The following is a 15,832-nucleotide window of genomic DNA, read 5'->3' as shown; positions in this document are numbered from 1 at the left end:
CGGCGACGTCCCGGCGCAGAGGATCAGCGCAGGAGGAGGTTGGGCTGCAGCAGGTACTTGAACGACTCGACGCCGCCCGAGGTCTGCGGGGTGATGAGGATCGGGCTGAGCTTGTTCGCGTTCTCGCTCGAGGTGAAGGTCACGCGCGTGAACTCGCTCTTGACGGCCGCGAGCGCCTCGAGCAGGTACTGCGGGTTCAGCCCGATGACGACCTCGTCGCCGGTCAGGGTCGCGTCGACCGATTCCGTCGCGCGCGCCTGCTCGGTACCGGATGCATCCATCGAGACGCCGTCGGCTCCGAACGTGAAACGCAGCGGCGCCGAGCGGTCGAGCACGAGCGCGACACGGCGCACGGCCTCGATCAGCTCACCGGTGTTGACGACCGCGTGGTGGTCGGTCGCTTCGGGGAACAGGCGCCGCACGGGCGGGAAGTTGCCCTTGATGAGCAGCGACGTGACCGTCTTGTTGCCGGCGGTGAAGGCGATGATCTCGCGGTCACCGGAGCCGGAGAACGACACGGTGATGTCACCCGAGTGGGCGAACGTCTTGCCGACCTCGGTCAACGTGCGGGCGGGAACCAGCGCCGTCGTGGTGTTCTCGTCGGCAGCGATGCCGCTGTCGAACGGGATGTCGCGGAGAGCCACGCGGTAGCGGTCGGTCGCGACCAGGCTGAGCTGCGTGCCCGTCACCTCAAGCTGCACACCGGTGAGCACGGGGGTGACGTCATCGCGAGAGGCGGCGAAGGCGACCTGGGCGATGGCGGTCGCGAAGTCGTCGGCGGGAACGACACCGGAATCACCGGTGACCTCGGGGATCGCGGGGTATTCCTGCACCGGCATGGACGCGAGCGTGAAGCGCGCGGAGCCGCACGTGAGCACGATGCCGTCATCGTCGACCGCGATCTGGATCGGAGCATTCGGCAGTCGGCTGGCGATCTCGGACAGCAGACGTCCGTGCACGAGGATCGTGCCCGGGTCGTCGATCGTCGCTTCGATCGTCGTGCGAGCAGACGCTTCGTAGTCGAAAGCCGACAGCGAGAGACCCGCGTCGGTGGCTTCGATCAGCACACCCGCGAGGATCGGCTGAGGATTCCGCTGCGGAAGGAGCTTCACGACGAACGACACAGCCTCGCTGAAGACGTCGCGATTGACCTGGAACTTCACTGGTGCTCCCTTGTCGAGGTTGAAAGCTCTCCCATGCTAGTGCCCACGTGCAGCGGTTCCCGAAGCGGGGTTCGACCGGGGTCCCTCGCCGTCGAGGTGATCGAATCCCATTTCTCTCTAGATATCTCTGTCTTCTTCATCTCCGCTGTGGAAACTGTGGATAAGTCGGTGGATCGCTGTCAGGAGACGGGAACCACACGCTTGTAACTTGTGAGCCGGCTGCGGATGGATGCGGGAACGGGATGGGCACCCAGACGCGTCCGTCGGACGGGATTCCACAGAGCGGATGTGATTCGTTCACATCTGTTCGACGACGAATCCGAGTTATCCACAGGTTTTCCACACTGTGAAGAACCGCATGATGAGACCTCCGCTGCGGAGTGTCAAGCCGAGCGTGACGCCCCGGCGTGGCGTCAGCGGCGACCGAGCTGTGCGGTGATCTCGGAGACCTGGTTGTAGATCGAGCGGCGCTCCTTCATGAGCTCGCTGATCTTCTTGTAGGCGTACATCACCGTCGTGTGATCGCGGTTGCCGAACAGCTGACCGATCTTCGGCAGCGACAGACTCGTGCGCTCACGACACAGGTACATCGCGATCTGGCGTGCGGTCGCGACGGCCTGCGAGCGGCTCGAACCGTACAGGTCGTCGACCGACAGGCGGAAGTACTGCGCCGTCGCGGTGATGATGTCGGTGGGGGAGATGACGTTCGCGTCATCCTGGTCGACGATGTCGCGCAGAACCGTCTGGGCGAGCGAGATGTCGAGGTTCGAGCGGTTGAGGCTCGCGAACGCCGAGACGCGGATGAGCGCCCCCTCGAGCTCGCGGATGTTGCTCGACACCTTCGTCGCGATGTACTCGAGCACGTCGTCGGGCACGAGCAGTCGCTCGGACTGCGCCTTCTTACGCAGGATCGCGATGCGCGTCTCGAGGTCGGGCGCCTGGACGTCGGTGATCAGACCCCACTCGAAGCGGCTGCGCATGCGGTCTTCGAACCCGGTGAGGTGACGCGGGGGCACGTCGCTGGTGATCACGACCTGCTTGTCGTGGTCGTGCAGCGTGTTGAACGTGTGGAAGAACGCCTCCTGTGTCTCGGCGCGACCCTGCAGGAACTGGATGTCGTCGATGAGCAGGATGTCGACCTCGCGGTAGCGCGCCTGGAAGGCGGATCCGCGGTTGTTGGCGATCGAGTTGATGAAGTCGTTCGTGAACTCCTCGCTCGAGACGTACCGGACGCGGATCCCCGTGTAGAGGTTCAGCGCGTAGTCGCCGATGGCGTGGAGGAGGTGCGTCTTCCCGAGACCCGAGTCGCCGTAGATGAAGAGCGGGTTGTAAGCCTTGGCGGGCGCTTCGGCCACGGCGACGGCCGCGGCATGCGCGAAACGATTGGACTGCCCGATGACGAAGTTGTCGAACGTGTACTTGGGGTTCAGGCGGGTGTCGTGGCGCGACGTGGAGACCGGGGTCTCGACGTACTCCTCGCCGGCGGGGCGCAGCGGCGCGGGTGCCGATGCCGACTGCACCGGGATCGGCGCCGTGAGATGCGCATCGGCGAGCTCGGGATTGACCACGACGCGATAGCTCGATGCGCCGGGCTCGACGTGGACGTGCGCGAGCGCCTCCATGATCGGCTGGCGCAGGCGCTTGTTCAGCTGCGCAGCGGTCAGGTCGTTCGGGACGTCGAGGTAGAGCGTGCCGCCCATGACTCCCTGCGCGACCGCGAGGCTGAGGAAGCCCTGCATCTGCGGGGTCACCCGGTCGTCATCAGCGAGGAGGTCGAGGACCGCCGTCCATACCGGGACGTCCGGGAGGTCATGCTGAGCCACGTCTTCTCCCGCGGTGATCGATACTTGTCCACAGCTTCGGGCCCATAACTGGGGATAGTTGTGGATAACTGACCGTGACACGCTAGTCATGCCGCCACGACAGCGCAAAATCCACTGTAGTTCCGGCCCGCGTGTCGTCGCCAGCGCCTGTGCACAGCGGTGGATAATTACCGGTTCCCGAGGCGCCGGTTTGAATTACCAGGGATCACGACGTAGCCTTAGCCGGTTGACTTATGCCCGCACGGGCAGTCCTGTACCCAGTGTCCCCGGTCTGCAAGTGTTCGGGTGACCGCCGATCCGGAGTGATCCTCATGAGCAAGCGCACGTTCCAGCCCAACAACCGCCGCCGCGCCAAGAAGCACGGCTTCCGCGCCCGCATGCGCACCCGCGCCGGCCGCGCCATCCTGTCGGCACGCCGCGGCAAGGGCCGCACCGAGCTGTCGGCCTGATACAGCCTCTTCAGTGCTGGCGCGCGGAAACCGGATCACGCGCGGGGCGGATTACAAGGCCGTCGTCCGCGGGGGTGCTCGGTGTGCCGCAGCGCATACCGTGACCTACGTGGTCTCCACCGGGACGAACAGATCGCCTCGGTTCGGTTTCATCGTCAGCAAGCAAGTCGGATCAGCCGTCGTGCGCAATAGCGTGCGCCGGCGGCTGAAAGCCGTGTGCGCGCAGGCTCTGCCCGAACTGCGCGACGGCTCGGACATCGTGATCCGCGCGCTGCCCTCGGCCGCCGGATCGGACTTCTCCCAACTGCGCGACGAGGTGACGCGGTGTCTTCGGCGACGAGCAGCATCATGAGCTGGTCCACGTTGCCCATCGCGTCCACCGGCGAGGGCCGCATCACGGCGGCATCCTTCGTCCGATCCGTGCCGCTCATGCCCCGGAATGCCGGGATCGCGGTGTTGCACGCCTATCGATCGGTCGTATCGCCGCTGTACGGCGATGTCTGCAAGTACTACCCGAGCTGCTCGGCCTATGCCGTCGGCGCCGTGCAGCAGCACGGCCTCGTGAAGGGCTCCGCTCTTGCAGCGGCGCGCCTCGCCCGTTGCCACCCGTGGGCCGCCGGAGGCGTCGACGACGTCCCCGCTCACCGGGACTTCCGCCACACCCTGACCAGGCACGGCTTCGTCGTGCCGCCGAGAAAGGACTGATCCCGTGCTGGATCTCTTCCTCGCCACGCCGACTCCCGTCGTGCCGACCCCGACGACTCCTCCTCCCGGCGGTGCTGACTTCTTCAGCACGATCATGTGGCCGTTCAAGTTCCTCGTCGAGGCGATCCTGGTCTTCTGGCACTGGGTCCTCACCGCCGTGGGCATGCCGGCTGCCGCCGGTGCCACCTGGGTGCTGTCGATCATCGGCCTGGTCATCGTGGTGCGCTCGGCGCTGATCCCGCTGTTCGTGCGGCAGATCAAGAGCCAGCGCAAGATGATGGAGCTCGCGCCCGACATGCGCAAGATCCAGGAGAAGTACCGCGGTAAGCGCGATCAGCTCTCGCGTGAGGCGATGAGCCGCGAGACGATGGCGCTGTACAAGAAGCACGGGACGACGCCGGTGTCGAGCTGTCTGCCGTTGCTGGTGCAGATGCCGATCCTCCTGGGCATGTTCTACACGCTCAGCGACGTCAAGAAGCACGCCGAATGGGGCGTGGGCGGCGTGGGCCTGCTCAACACCGAGCTGACGAAACAGTTCTACGACGCGCAGCTGTTCGACGTCGCGCCCCTGCACACCAACATGATCGAGGCGATCAATCTCGGTCAGACGGCGACCGTCATCATCCTGGTGATCCTCGTCGTGCTCATGATCGCGTCGCAGTTCATCACGCAGCTGCAGATCATCTCGAAGAACCTGTCGCCCGAGGCCAAGACCGGCCAGGCGTATCAGATGCAGAAGATCATGCTCTACGTCCTGCCGCTGGCGTTCATCTTCTCGGGTGTCTTCTTCCCGCTCGGTGTCGTCATGTACTGGTTCACCTCGAACATCTGGACCATGGCGCAGCAGTTCATCGTCATCCGCAACCTTCCGACCCCCGGGTCCGAGGCGGCGAAGGCACGCGAGGAGCGCCTGGCACGCAAGGGCAAGGCGCTCGACGCCAAGGGTCGCGTCATCACGATGGAGAAGTACCAGGCCGAGCAGCAGCGCCTGGTCGAAGAGGCCGAGCGTGCCCGCGCGGCTCAGCCGAAGCGTCAGCAGCCCATGGGCAAGCAGCGCGCGAAGAAGCAGTCCAACAACAAGGGTGGGTCGCAGGGCTGACCCGCGACCCCTTGACGGCAACCGACTCGATCATCCCGAGGACACCATGAGCAACCCCACCGAATCCCCGGCCGTCGAGCGCACGGAAGCGACCGTCGAAGAGCTCGAGCGTGAGGGCGACATCGCCGCGGACTACCTCGAAGGGCTCCTCGACATCGCGGACATCGACGGAGACCTCAACCTCGACGTTCGCGCGGGCCGTGCATACGTCTCGGTCGAGGCCGACGAGGCTCGTGCTCTGCGGGTGCTGGCGGAGCCGGATGTCGTCCAGGCGGTCCAGGAGCTGACGCGGATCGCCGTCCAGACGAAGACGGGTCGTTTCTCCCGCCTCATCCTCGACATCGGCGGTTCGCGCGATGCTCGCCGTCGCGAGCTGGAGAGCCTCGTGGACCGCGCGGTGTCGCGGCTCGCAGAGGGAGCGTCGCAGGCATCGCTGCCGGCGATGTCGAGCTACGAGCGCAAGCTGGTCCACGACATCGCCGCAGAGCGTGGCGTGATCTCAGAGTCTTACGGCGAAGGCGCAGACCGTCACACGGTCATCCGCCATGGCTGATGTTTCACGTGAAACGCCTCTCGTCGAGGCGGAACCCGACGGCGTCGTCGACGCCGTCTTCGGGGCTCGCGCAGACCTTGCGCGCCAGTACACGGACGCACTCGCCCAGCATGGCGAGGAACGCGGTCTGATCGGGCCTCTCGAACTGCCTCGCCTCTGGTCGCGTCACATCCTCAATTGCGCCGCCGCCGCTCCGCTTTTCGATGGACGGGTGGGCGACGTCGGTTCGGGCGCTGGCCTGCCCGGCCTCGTCTTGGCTATCGCTCGCCCCGACGTCGAGTGGGTGCTGATCGAGACGATGGAGCGTCGCGTCACGTGGTTGACGGAGCAGGTCGACTCTCTCGGTCTCGACAATGTCGAGGTGGTCCGGACGCGCGCCGAGGAATGGAACCGCGGTCCCACGCTCGACGCGGTCACCGCGCGCGCTGTCAGTGCCTTCCGCACGCTGATCCCTCTCACGGCCCCGCTCGTTCGCGACGGGGGCGAGGTCATCCTGCTCAAGGGCGCTAATGCTCAGGCGGAAATCGATGCCGCGGAGAAGGCAATCCGTCGTTTCCGCCTGAGTGACGTGTCGGTGCAGGTCGTCGGCGAGGGCGTCATCCCCGAGCCGACCCGAGTCATCCGCGCACGGGTTCGCTGACGTTTCACGTGAAACATGGGCCGAGGTGCTCCCGTTTCACGTGAAACACCGTCGCAGGTCCCCGTGCGTGTTTCACGTGAAACGGACGTCGGCACCCTTCCGTACAGTTGAGATCGACATCGAGGAGTTGAACGAATGGCAGAGTCCGAATCGGGACGAGCGTCGCTGACGTTCGATTCACCACTGGCGCGCGAGATCGCCGACCTCTCCTCGCGGCGCCGCGCGCTCGACACCGTGCGCATCGACTTCACCGGCGAACCGCGGGTACTCACGGTCTCGAATCAGAAGGGTGGCGTCGGCAAGACGACGACAACCGTCAATCTCGCCGCGTCCCTGGCATCGCTGGGCGCCCGCGTCCTGGTCATCGATCTGGATCCGCAGGGCAACGCATCGACGGCGCTCGGGGTTCCCCATAGCGCGGACGTGCCGAGCGTCTATGACGTCCTGATCGACCAGTTCCCTCTCGCTGACATCGTGCAGGTCAGTCCGGAGTCACCGAATCTCTTGTGTGCGCCGAGCACCATCCACCTCGCGGGCGCCGAGATCGAGCTCGTGTCGCAGGTCGCACGCGAGCATCGCCTGCGCACCGCGGTCGAGGAGTACCTGGCGTCAGCAACGGATCGGATCGACTTCGTTCTGATCGACTGCCCGCCGTCGCTCGGATTGCTGACGATCAACGCTTTCACGGCTGCCCACGAGCTGCTCATCCCGATTCAGTGCGAGTACTACGCGCTCGAGGGCCTCAGCCAGCTGCTCGGCAGTGTCTCCATGATCCAGAAGCACCTGAACGAGCGCCTCCACCTGTCGACGATCCTGCTCACGATGTACGACGGCCGCACGCGCCTCGCACAGCAGGTCGCGGACGAGGTGCGGCAGCATTTCCCGCGGGAAGTGCTGCGGACCGTCATCCCGCGCTCGGTCCGGGTGTCGGAAGCGCCGAGTTTCGGCCAGACGGTGATCGCATACGATGGTCAGTCGGCCGGCGCGGTCGCGTACCGCGAGGCAGCCGTCGAGATCGCACAGCGCGCCTCCGCGGCGACGCACGAGAACAAGGGAGAAGCCTGATGGCGAAGCGCACGGGACTCGGCCGAGGTATCGGCGCACTCATTCCCACGTCGGACCAGTCGGAGGCCCGTCCCGTCGACGTGTTCTTCCCGGGAGCCAAGTCTGCAGCGGTCGCCGACGACACGACCGGGTCGTCCGCGCCCGAGCCGGAGGCCGCTGAGCTCGTCTCCATCCCCGGAACGGCCCTCATTCAGGTCGACCCGAACGATATCGTTCCCAACCCGCGCCAGCCGCGCACGCACTTCGATAACGACGACCTTGCAGAGCTCGTACACAGCGTGCGGGAGTTCGGCGTGCTGCAGCCCGTTGTCGTGCGGACGAACGAGGACGGCAAGTACGAGCTGATCATGGGCGAGCGGCGTACACGCGCCGCCCGTGAGGCCGGCCTCGCGACGATCCCCGCGGTCTTGCGTGACACCTCCGACGAGAACCTGCTGCGCGACGCCCTGCTCGAGAACCTCCACCGTTCGCAGCTGAACCCGCTCGAAGAGGCATCGGCCTACCAGCAGCTGCTCGAGGACTTCGGGATCACGCAGGAGGAGCTCGCGACGCGTATCGGTCGGTCACGACCGCAGATCAGCAACACGATCCGTCTGCTGCGCCTGCCGATGCCCGTGCAGCAGCGCGTCGCAGCCGGTGTGCTGAGCGCGGGTCACGCTCGCGCCATCCTCTCGGTCGAGAGTCCGGAAGGCATGCAGCGCCTCGCCGACAAGATTGTCAACGAGGATCTCTCCGTCCGTGCGGCGGAGGCCGCCGCCAAGACCATCGAGGCCGCAGGAACGCGGACGCCGGCTCCGAAGCCCGGGGGAGTGCGTGCGCACCTCGACGACGTCGCGGGACGCCTCGGAGACCGTCTCGACACGAAGGTGAAGATCTCGCTCGGCGCGCGCAAGGGGCAGATCGTCGTCGACTTCGCGACGATCCAGGACCTCAACCGCATCCTCGCCGAACTCGGTGAGGACGCGTACGGCGCACGCTGAGCCGCTGTCGGCGGTGCGACGTAGGCTTGTTCGGTGAGTGAGGAACCGACCCCGAGGCGCGCCAGCGTCGAACTGCTGCGTGCGGAGGCGGCTGATGAGCTCTCGGTTCTCGTCGAAGAGCGGCTGCGTGCGGGGGAGGACCCCTGGGAGTTCATGGAGGAGCTTCCCTCCGTCGACGAGCTCGTCGTGCTGATGCTGCGCGCCGAGAACATCGCGGCGTACGGCGGCGGTCGACCCAGCAACGCGCGCAACTACCGGGTGCTGCGTCAGATCGCCATGGATCACCCCGAGCTCACGCGTGCGGTGTGGCGCCTCCTGGGCAGCGAGCCGCACCGCCGGTGGGATGCCGCCACGCGCGCCGACGCGTCCTGATATCGCTCCGGAGCAACAGAAAAGACCCGATCGGATGTGAAATCCGACCGGGTCTTCCCGATGTCTGTGTCAGCCGATGTAGCTGGCGAGGTCCTGCTCGAGAGCGAACTTCGGCTTCGCGCCGATGATCGTCTTCTCGACCTCGCCCTTGTTGAAGACCTTCATCGCCGGGATCGACGTGATCTGGTACTGCATGGCGAGGTTGGGGTTCTCGTCGACGTTGAGCTTCAGCACCGTGATCTTCTCGGGGTGCTCGGTCGCGATCTCGTCGAGGATCGGACCGACCATGCGACACGGACCGCACCACGCAGCCCAGAAGTCGACGAGGACGGGTCCGTCTGCGTCGAGAACGTCCTGCTGCCAGGTGCTCTCGGTCGTGGCCTTGGCGGTCATGTGGATCTCCTTCGAAAGGGTGTCGCCTACGTCAACGACGCGGGCGGGGGAATTGTTCCGTGCGCCGCTCAGGCGACGCCGCCGGCCGTCTCGGTCTCGGCGACGAGCGACTCGAGGCCCTCGTCGGGGCGCCCGAGCAGGGGCGAGGCGTCGGGCGCCGGCTCGGAACCTTCGCCGAGAGCGGCGAGGTAGTGCTCGACATCCAACGCAGCGACGGTGCCGCTGCCGGCGGCCGTGACCGCCTGGCGGTACGTCGGGTCGATCACGTCACCGGCGGCGAAGACACCGGGCACCGAGGTGCGCGACGAGCGGCCGTCGACCCAGACGGTGCCGTGCTCGGTCAGGTCGAGCGCGCCGTGCACCAGGTGCGTGCGCGGGTCATAACCGATCGCGACGAAGATGCCGTCGAGCGCGAGCTCACGCGTCGATCCGTCGACGGTGTCGCGCAGGACGACGCCGGTGACCGCATCCTCACCCAGGATGTCGGCGACCTCGCTGTTCCAGACGAACTCGATCTTGTCGTTGTTCATCGCGCGGTTCTGCATGATCTTCGACGCGCGCAGCTCGTCGCGGCGGTGGATCACGTAGACCTTCGACGCGAACTTCGTGAGGAACGTCGCCTCCTCCATGGCCGAGTCGCCACCGCCGACGACGGCGATCGTGCGCTCGCGGAAGAAGAACCCGTCGCAGGTGGCGCAGTACGACACACCGCGGCCCGACAGGCGGCTCTCGCCCTCGATGCCGATCTTGCGGGGAGCGGAGCCGGTCGCGAAGACCAGGCTGTCGGCTTCGTGCGTGGCGCCGCTGCCAAGGGTGACCTTCTTGACGGGGCCGGCGATGTCGAGCTCGACGACGTCGTCGTAAAGGACCTCGGTGCCGAACTTCTCGGCCTGCTCCTGCATCTTCGTCATGAGGTCGGGGCCCATGATGCCTTCGGGGAACCCGGGGAAGTTCTCCACCTCGGTGGTGTTCATGAGCTCACCGCCGGCCTCGACGGAGCTCGCGATGAGGAGCGGCTTCAGGTTGGCCCGGGCCGCGTAGATCGCGGCGGTGTAGCCGGCCGGACCGGAACCGATGATGATGACCTGTCGCACGTCGACATCCCTTTCTAGGGTCTGGAATCCGCGTCGCGGAGACCCCGACACGTCCAACCCATGCTAGCCGCGGGGCATTCCCACGGGCCGAGGTCAGCGGCCGAGAATGCGCCGCACCGCGCGGACCGCGGTGCCGAGCTCGGGGGCGCGCAGGGCGGCGAGGAGGAGAACGTAGACGACGAGGGTCGCGAGACCGATGATCGCCCCGCCGAGGAGAGCCGCGGCGACCGTTTCGATCGTCCAGCCCCACACGCGGGCGAGGAGCAGCGAGACGCCCCACCCTGCGGCGCAGGCCGGTATGCCGGCGACCATGAAGCGCAGGACGCCGCGCACGGCGCCGCCGAGGCCGAGGGGGCCGATCTTGCGCCGCAGCAGCACGACCGCGAGCACCAGCTGCACGACGTTCGCGAGCGACTGCCCCAGCGCGATGCCGACGGCGAGGTATTCGACGGGCAGGACGAGGTACGCGGTGACGGCTGTCGCGGCGACCAGGACCGCCTGCACCAGCGTGAAGATGAAGGGCGTGCGGGTGTCCTGGTGGGCGTAGAACGTGCGCTGGAGCACGAACTGGAACGACAGGGGCAGCAGGGCGACGAGGTAGGCAGCGAGCACCCAGGCGAAGGTCGCCGCTGTCTGCGGACCGGTGGTGAAGACACGCGAGATCGGCAGGATCGCCGCGACGATCGCCGCAAGCGCGCCGACCATGAAGATCCCGATAGTTCGCGTCGCGGCATCCAGGTCGGCGCGCAGCGCGTCCGGGCGCCCGGTGGCCACGTGCTCGCTCAGTCGGGTGAAGTAGGGCGTTCCGATCGACAGCACGATGACCGAGAAAGGCAGCATGAACACCAGCCACGCGTACGACATCGCGGCCACCGAGGCGCCGGCGCTGGATGCAGCGCTGACGAGTGTCGTCTGGACGAGGCCGGCGAGCTGGCCGACGACGACCATGAGGAACGTCCAGCCCGCGAGGCGTCCGATGTGACGCAGGCCGATGCCCCGCCACCGGAAGTCGGGACGGACGTGCAGGCCGGCGCGGCGCCAGAACAGCAGCAGGACGCCCGCCTGGGCCACGATGCCCGCCGTGGCGGTGCCGGCGATGACGGCGACCATCGTGGGCGTCCAGCCGACCACGTCTTCTTGAACGCCGAAGAGCCAGATGAAGACCACGAAGCCGACGATCGACACGATGTTGTTCACGATCGGCGACCATGCGAACGGTCCGAACACCCCGCGCGCGTTGAGGATCTCGCCGAGGAGCGCGTACATGCCGTAGAAGAGCAGCTGGGGCAGGCACCAGTAGGCGAAGGCGAGGGTCAGGGCGGATGCCTCGGGTCCCAGCCGCGAGCCGAACGCGACGACCAGCAGCGGCGCCGCGACGACGGCGATGACCGTCGTGATGAACAAAGCGGTGATGCCGAGCGTGAGCAGCTTCGACACGAACGCGCTGCCGCCGTCGCGGTGCTTCGCGGCCTGGATGATCTGCGGGACGATCACGCCGGCCAACAGCCCGGAGGAGATGATCGCGTAGATGTTGTTCGGCAACTGGTTGGCGATCGCGAACGCGTCGGCCGCACCGCCGGTCGCGCTGGTGGCGATGACCGGGAGCGCAGCCGCCAGCACGATGTTGCGGACGAGTCCGGTGATGCGGGAGGTGAGGGTTCCCGCGGCGACGACTGCTCCGGCTCGGCCGATACCGCTCACTCGTTCTCCTGTTTCGTGGTCTCGTCGCCACCGTCACGGCGTCGGCGCAGCTTGAGCACCGTTCGCACGACGCCGCCGGCGAACAGCAGCACGACGATCGCGATGACCGCGGTGATGCCGACAGACTCCCATTCGGCGCGGACCGTGAGCGCGATCGTCTCGGGCGACCCGATCGGCACGGCCGAGGCGCTGCGCAGCTGCAGGTCCAGCGCGGTCTCGCCGCTGCCGACCCGGGCCTCGACGGGAACGTCGACGCGGGTGTTCTGACGCGCACCGGCCTCGACGAGCGTCGATTCCTGCACGATGAGGCGGGGGTCGCCGGTCTCGGCGAACAGCACGACAGACACGGGCCAGGGGAGGTCGTTGCGCACCGTCACCGAGATGGGGGCGCTCGTGGCCAGGAAGTTGATGGTGCCCGGGTTGGCGATGCCGACGGCGTCGAAGGTGTCGGCCGTCGCCTGCTCGTGCGCGGCGACAGCGGTCTGCCAGGCCGCGGCGTCGGCGAGCCACGCATTGCCCAGCAACTGCAGGATCGACGTGCGCTCGCGGGCGGTGAGCTGCACGGGCTCGACGAGGGCCGTCGCGAAGGTCGCCAGCCGGTCCTCGTCGGCGAGGAAGCGCTGCAGCGCCGCCACGCGGTCGTCGGATGCCGCGATCTCGGCGACCTGAACGGCGGCGGGCGCGGCGGCGATGAGCTCGGTGAGCGACGCCGGGGTCGCCCCGGGCAGTGCCGAAACCGCCGTGATCGCGGCACGCAGACTCGCGCGGCTGGCGGCTTGGGGACGGTCGACCGCCGTGACGAGGGGGCCGTCACCGGCGAGTGTCATCTTCGCCGTGGCTCCCGCAATCGCCGCGGCCCGCGTCGCCGTGTCGTCGGATGCCGCGGCGCGGGCGAGCTCGGACGACGAGGCGGCGTCGTAGACGAGAAGATCGGCGTCGCCCGCGACGGCGCGCGGGGCTCCCGGCGCGCCCGCGACGGTGTCGGACGGCACGAGCGTCAGGGCAGCGGCATCCCCGCCCGCCGGATCCGCCTCGGCCTGGGCGTCGAGGGCTCCGACGACATCGGCACCCGCGGTCCCGCTGGCTGGCCAGAGGACGGGCGCGACGGTGTTGTCGGCGGTGCCGACGGCGGTGAGCTCGGCGAGGTCGGGGATCGTGGCCGAGGCCGAGGGGCCGGATGCCGCGAAGTCGTCGATGTCGGCGTAGGGCTCGAGCGTCGTGGGCTGCAGCGGAGCGGGCAGGCCGGCGTGCACCTGCGTCGCGAGGTCGGCGTCACCGAACTGCAGCGCGAACCGCTCGTTGGGCAGCTCGGTCAGCTCGGTGAGCCAGGTCGTCGCCGTGGCCGGGGCCGAAGACCCGAGGACACGGATCGAGGCGGTGATGGCGGGGTCGACGGCGAGGATCGCCGAGGTACCGGTCACGGCCTCGAGCGCCGCGGTCAGCGCTCCCTCCTCGGCCGTCAGCTCGGCGAGCTCGCTCGAGGGGATGATGCCGGTGGTGCGGGGTCCGGCGGTGATCGGCACGATCACGGCGGTGGCACGTGGGGCGGCATCCGGACGCGGCACGGTGATGACGGTGCGCGAGCGGCCGCCGGGACCCGAGACCGACACGGGGTAGACGCCCGGCGCGAGCCCGGCGAGGTCGTTCTCGGGTGCCGACACCGTCACGGTCGTGCTCTGCTCGGCGCCGGGGGCGAGCTCGGGAACGTCGGCGCGGGCGACCTCGTCGAGGGTCGGCTGCGGCGCCTCGAGCGCGGCGTCGGCGGGCCGCAGCCACTCGTCGACGGCCCGCTGCGAGGTCAGCGGGCTGCGCGAGAGCGATACCGTGACGGCGCCGGCGGCGACGGGCCGGGCGCTGTCGTTGCGCTGAGTGACCGAGAAGGCGGCATCCGATCCGGTCACGACGAGCCCCGCCCCGGCCGGGGCGGCGGTGAGGGTCGCGGTTCCCGCGGGCGTGGACGTCGGCGTCGGCGTCGGCGACTCGTCGGCGAAGACCGCTGTCGGAGCCAGCAGCGGGCCCACGGCGATCGCGAGTGCGGCGACCCAGCCGAGGGCGCGCGCACCACGACGGCCGCGACGGGCGCGGGCGGGGGCAGGCGGAATCACGGTCATGGCGGAATCTCGACCCGGTGCGATACCCACCGCAGGGTCGCACAGAGTCTAGGGGGGCCCTGCTGTGCGTCATCCGAGGCGGGCCGCACCCGCGGGCTATTCGCGGGACATCGAGGTCTTGCGACGGGGTTGAATGGTCGGGTGACCCTGAATCCCGACCCCGGCCGCTGCGCGGCGCTCCGAGCCGATCTGGATGCCGCCGGCTACCGCGCCGACGCCGTGCGCGAGCTGTGGGGTGGGATGGTCGACCGCGCGGTGGGTCACGGGCTGACCGAACCGGCCCATCGGGCGCTTGCGGGCCGCACCGATCCGCTCGCCGTGCTGGCGGGACTGCTGTTCCTCGGGACACCGACCCCGCGCACCGCGGCGGAGGCGGCGCTGCCGACGCTCGGCGTCGACGGGCTCGTCGACCTGGGCCTCGCCCACCTCGATGGCGGCCTGATCGTGCCCGATGCGCTCGTGCGCCCGCAGGACATCGCGGATGCCGCGGGGGAGGGGCACTGGTGGATCGCCAGCGACCTCGACGAGGCGGCCGTGGGCGGTCCGCTGCCGACGGGGCACGTGCTGGGCGTCGGCGGCGCCTCGCTCACGCTCGCCGGGCTGCAGCTGACGACCCCGGCGGCCCGTGTGCTCGACATCGGCACGGGCTGCGGCATCCAGGCCCTGCGGGCCCGTCGCGCGGCGGATGTCGTCGTGGCGACGGACGTGTCGCAGCGCGCTCTCGCCTTCACCCGACTGAACGCGCTGCTCAACGACGTCGATGGCATCGAGACGCGCGCCGGCAGTCTTTTCGACCCGGTCGCCGGCGAGGAGTTCGACCGCGTCGTCTCGAACCCCCCGTTCGTCATCACGCCGCGCACGGAAGGAGTGCCCGCCTACGAGTATCGCGACGGCGGTATGGCGGGCGACGACCTCGTCGCCGCGTTCATCCGCGGAGTAGGCGCGGTGCTCGCCCCCGGCGGCACGGCCCAGCTGCTCGGCAACTGGGAGTACCGCGACGGCGAGGACGGGCTCGACCGCGTCCGCTCGTGGGTGTCGGCGTCGCCGGTGCCGCTCGACGCCTGGGTGATCGAGCGCGAGCAGCTCGACCCGCTCGCGTACGCCGAGCTGTGGGTGCGCGACGGGGGCACGGCGCCGGGCTCTCCCGCGTACGCACCGCTGGTGCAGGCCTGGCTCGACGACTTCGCCGCCCGTGGCGTGACGGCGGTCGGCTTCGGGTACGTCACGCTGCAGCGCGCGCACGTCATCCCGACGCTGGCGCGGTTCGAACGCGTGACGGGGAGCGTCTCGGGCGCCCTCGGCCCGCACCTGGACGACGCGCTCGCCGCCTGGAGCCGTCTGGCACCGATGACCGACGCCGACGTGGATGCCGCCGTGCTCCGCGTCGCGGCGGATGTCACCGAGGCTCGCCACCACATGCCCGGCGCCGAGGCACCCCAGGTCATCGAGCTGCGCCAGGGCGCCGGCTTCGCGCGCGTGCTCGACGTCGACCCGGCTCTGGCTGCACTCGTCGGCGCGTGCGACGGCGACCTGCCCGTCGGCGTGCTCGTCGCGGCGATCGCCGATCTGCTCGAGGTGGATGCCGCCGCGCTGCGCGCCGACCTGTTGCCGCGCGTGCGCGAGCTGGTGTTCACGGGGTTCCTCGGCTTCGCCGACTGACCGGACCGCGGGCTGCGACCGGCTC

16 protein-coding genes are annotated in these 15,832 nt (G+C 68.6%); 10 read left to right on the top strand and 6 right to left on the bottom strand.

The genetic code is table 11. From position 1 onward, the window contains the following. Positions 1–23: 23 nt before the first annotated feature. Positions 24–1,163: a DNA polymerase III subunit beta gene (dnaN, locus tag PUW82_RS02045; RefSeq protein WP_274220675.1), complete on the bottom strand. Its 1,140-nt coding sequence runs from the start codon at positions 1,161–1,163 to the stop codon at positions 24–26. Positions 1,164–1,576: 413 nt separating this feature from the next. After that, positions 1,577–2,863: a chromosomal replication initiator protein DnaA gene (dnaA, locus tag PUW82_RS02040; protein WP_372445486.1), complete on the bottom strand. Its 1,287-nt coding sequence runs from the start codon at positions 2,861–2,863 to the stop codon at positions 1,577–1,579. Between the two features lie 434 nt (positions 2,864–3,297). On the opposite strand from dnaA, the gene rpmH reads away from it, so the two are divergent. The 9 genes from rpmH (at position 3,298) to PUW82_RS01995 (ending at position 8,849) form a co-directional block, all read left to right on the top strand. Then, positions 3,298–3,435: a 50S ribosomal protein L34 gene (rpmH, locus tag PUW82_RS02035; RefSeq protein WP_036304730.1), complete on the top strand. Its 138-nt coding sequence runs from the start codon at positions 3,298–3,300 to the stop codon at positions 3,433–3,435. Between the two features lie 13 nt (positions 3,436–3,448). Continuing rightward, positions 3,449–3,787 carry a ribonuclease P protein component gene (gene rnpA, locus PUW82_RS02030; RefSeq protein WP_274220674.1) on the top strand — a complete coding sequence of 113 codons (339 nt, stop codon included), beginning with the start codon at positions 3,449–3,451 and terminating at the stop codon, positions 3,785–3,787. Next, positions 3,784–4,140 carry a membrane protein insertion efficiency factor YidD gene (yidD, locus tag PUW82_RS02025; protein ID WP_274220673.1) on the top strand — a complete coding sequence of 119 codons (357 nt, stop codon included), beginning with the start codon at positions 3,784–3,786 and terminating at the stop codon, positions 4,138–4,140. Before rnpA ends, yidD begins: the two co-directional genes overlap by 4 nt. 7 nt (positions 4,141–4,147) lie before the next feature. Next, positions 4,148–5,239, top strand: coding sequence for a membrane protein insertase YidC (yidC, locus tag PUW82_RS02020; RefSeq protein ID WP_274221727.1), 1,092 nt, complete (start codon positions 4,148–4,150; stop codon positions 5,237–5,239). A 46-nt stretch (positions 5,240–5,285) separates the two neighbouring features. Continuing rightward, the gene (locus PUW82_RS02015; RefSeq protein WP_274220672.1) at positions 5,286–5,792 is read left to right on the top strand and encodes a Jag family protein; all 507 of its coding nucleotides are present in this window, start codon (positions 5,286–5,288) and stop codon (positions 5,790–5,792) included. Beyond that, a complete protein-coding gene (rsmG, locus tag PUW82_RS02010; protein ID WP_274220671.1) occupies positions 5,785–6,432 on the top strand; it encodes a 16S rRNA (guanine(527)-N(7))-methyltransferase RsmG in 648 nt (215 codons plus the stop codon). Before PUW82_RS02015 ends, rsmG begins: the two co-directional genes overlap by 8 nt. Before the next feature lie 135 nt (positions 6,433–6,567). Further along, a complete protein-coding gene (locus tag PUW82_RS02005; RefSeq protein ID WP_274220670.1) occupies positions 6,568–7,497 on the top strand; it encodes a ParA family protein in 930 nt (309 codons plus the stop codon). Continuing rightward, complete coding sequence (locus tag PUW82_RS02000) at positions 7,497–8,477, top strand: ParB/RepB/Spo0J family partition protein (protein ID WP_274220669.1); 981 nt, start codon at positions 7,497–7,499, stop codon at positions 8,475–8,477. Before PUW82_RS02005 ends, PUW82_RS02000 begins: the two co-directional genes overlap by 1 nt. 33 nt (positions 8,478–8,510) lie before the next feature. Further along, a complete protein-coding gene (locus PUW82_RS01995) occupies positions 8,511–8,849 on the top strand; it encodes a tryptophan synthase subunit alpha (RefSeq protein WP_274220668.1) in 339 nt (112 codons plus the stop codon). 69 nt (positions 8,850–8,918) lie between these two features. On the opposite strand, the gene trxA is transcribed toward PUW82_RS01995, so the two are convergent. The 4 genes from trxA to PUW82_RS01975 all read right to left on the bottom strand — a co-directional run bounded on the left by trxA (position 8,919) and on the right by PUW82_RS01975 (position 14,148). After that, positions 8,919–9,242 carry a thioredoxin gene (gene trxA, locus PUW82_RS01990; RefSeq protein WP_023953450.1) on the bottom strand — a complete coding sequence of 108 codons (324 nt, stop codon included), beginning with the start codon at positions 9,240–9,242 and terminating at the stop codon, positions 8,919–8,921. Between the two features lie 68 nt (positions 9,243–9,310). Further along, positions 9,311–10,336 (bottom strand): thioredoxin-disulfide reductase, encoded by a 1,026-nt coding sequence (trxB, locus tag PUW82_RS01985; RefSeq protein ID WP_274220667.1) that lies wholly within the window; start codon positions 10,334–10,336, stop codon positions 9,311–9,313. 93 nt (positions 10,337–10,429) lie between these two features. Next, positions 10,430–12,037, bottom strand: coding sequence for a murein biosynthesis integral membrane protein MurJ (gene murJ, locus PUW82_RS01980; RefSeq protein WP_274220666.1), 1,608 nt, complete (start codon positions 12,035–12,037; stop codon positions 10,430–10,432). Continuing rightward, positions 12,034–14,148, bottom strand: a complete 2,115-nt coding sequence (locus PUW82_RS01975) for a DUF6049 family protein (protein WP_274220665.1) — start codon at positions 14,146–14,148, stop codon at positions 12,034–12,036. The genes murJ and PUW82_RS01975 overlap by 4 nt, the downstream gene beginning before the upstream one ends. 141 nt (positions 14,149–14,289) lie before the next feature. On the opposite strand from PUW82_RS01975, the gene PUW82_RS01970 reads away from it, so the two are divergent. After that, on the top strand, positions 14,290–15,807 hold the full coding sequence (locus PUW82_RS01970) for a DUF7059 domain-containing protein (RefSeq protein WP_274220664.1): 1,518 nt from the start codon (positions 14,290–14,292) through the stop codon (positions 15,805–15,807). Positions 15,808–15,832: the final 25 nt, after the last annotated feature.

Origin of the sequence: Microbacterium thalli (assembly GCF_028737325.1) — a bacterium.
GTDB lineage: Bacteria > Actinomycetota > Actinomycetes > Actinomycetales > Microbacteriaceae > Microbacterium > Microbacterium thalli.
Note: the sequence above shows the minus strand (reverse complement) of the source record. Positions and strands in the feature narration are given on the sequence as shown.